General features: G+C 49.9%; 2 protein-coding genes. One reads left to right on the top strand and one right to left on the bottom strand.

What is annotated here, in order from left to right; translation table 11 throughout:
* The first annotated feature begins 164 nt into the window (after positions 1 to 164).
* Positions 165 to 716 carry a hypothetical protein gene (locus JHD74_RS25730; RefSeq protein WP_199063877.1) on the top strand — a complete coding sequence of 184 codons (552 nt, stop codon included), beginning with the start codon at positions 165 to 167 and terminating at the stop codon, positions 714 to 716.
* A gap of 49 nt (positions 717 to 765) precedes the next feature.
* Here JHD74_RS25730 and JHD74_RS25725 read toward each other — a convergent pair.
* The coding region (locus tag JHD74_RS25725; RefSeq protein WP_199063876.1) for a phage portal protein at positions 766 to 1,629 on the bottom strand (864 nt) is incomplete at its 5' end.

Genomic DNA, 1,629 nt, shown 5'->3' with positions numbered 1-1,629 from the left:
CCCCCCCCCCCCCCCCCCCCCCCCCCCCCCCCCCCCCCCCCCCCCCCCCCCCCCCCCCCCCCCCCCCCCCCCCCCCCCCCCCCCCCCCCCCCCCCCCCCCCCCCCCCTTTTTTCAAGCAGAAGACGGAATACGAGATGATACCTCCTGTCTCGTGGGCTCGGAGATGTGTATAAGAGACAGGAAACAAACAGCCTTCAATGCCCAAAATAAACAAACTGTTTGGGATATTGTAAAGCCATTAAGAGATATAGGCATCCCAGCAGTAGGTGTTGTAGATATAGATATAATAAAGGAGGGGGGGAGTACCTGGAAAAAACCATTAACAGGTGCGCATTTCCCAGAAATACAACATGAAGCATTTGGTATTTTGCGTTCAAAATTTAAATCCACCTTTGAAAATACTAATAAAGATATGAAGACAGATGGTGGAATTAATTTGCTAAGTAAAAGTGACAGGGAGGGGTTTCAAAAATTCCTGGATGATCTAGCAGAATACGGTGTATTTGTTGTGCCGCACGGAGAGGTGGAAAATTGGCTCGCCGACATTGATATTAGCAGAAGTAAACACTCGTGGTTGGCAGGTATATTTGAAGCCATGGGTGATAATCCAGACTCGGATGGGTATATCTACCCATCTAAAGGTGACGTTTGGGATTTCATCGGGAATATAAAAAAGTGGATTTCTACTCCAAACAGAAAAGGAATTCCTGAATAATAGATAAAAATGGTGCCAACTATAAATGAGTATAGTTGGCGCCGTGAGTCTACATCTTATACTTATAAAAGCTAACTACTGTATCATTAAACCAGTTATTTAGTTCTTTCATCCTCTCCTGCAACGGCATCAACTCATTTCTCACAAACACCTGAGCAGCCTTCTCCACATCCCCAAATCCACCCGTATTATTTGGGATGATCCCCATCATCTGCGGCGGCACGCGGTGCGCACTCAACAGGTCGTCCCTGCTGGAGTTCTTAATATTAAAAAAGTCATCCTTGGTGGCGACTTCACTCAACGGCAAAATCTTGATGCCGTCGGGCTTACCGTTCGGCGCGTACATAAACAGGTTACGGAAGTTACCTAATCCTTTGGTATCGCGCATTGCCTGGCGCATCCGGTCTACGTCACTGGTGCTTTGTGCTGCATCGGTCATATACAGGATGTAACCGGCGTGCGCGCCGTTCTGGTAATACTTGCGGCGGAATAGGGTGGCTGCTTCGTTGAGCCATGCGGAGTTAAGCGCGCTCAGGTATTCCGGCAGGCCATACAGTTCCTGGTTAACATCGGGTTCAATCAGGTGAAACACGCTACCTGGTGCGAACTGATGAGGCTCCTTCCAATCCTGAACAAACCAGTAGGTATCCGGTTCCACACCCCGGCGGGTGTACTTAGCCGGGGAACACTGTAGGCGTAACGGCTCACCGAGCTGGTTCTTGCGCAGTTCCAGGAACGCATTACCAAACACCAGGTAATCCAATGCATAGCGGCTAAATTCCTGCTGGCTTAACAATGGGTGCGGAATGAAGGTGGAGGCCAGAATATTGCGCTTCACAAACATTGGTGAGCTGTGGTGTACAGCTGCCCGCATACTGCGCGCCAATCCATCAAAGCTGATCGGCGGATCGTA

The sequence above is a fragment of the Serratia sp. ASV30 genome, assembly GCF_016428815.1.
Classification (GTDB): domain Bacteria; phylum Pseudomonadota; class Gammaproteobacteria; order Enterobacterales; family Enterobacteriaceae; genus Chania; species Chania fonticola_C.
Note: the sequence above shows the minus strand (reverse complement) of the source record. Positions and strands in the feature narration are given on the sequence as shown.

Excerpts from the sequence above, each read along its gene's own strand:
- JHD74_RS25730 (WP_199063877.1), top strand. The coding sequence starts at position 165 with ATGTGTATAAGAGACAGGAAACAAACAGCCTTCAATGCCCAAAATAAA.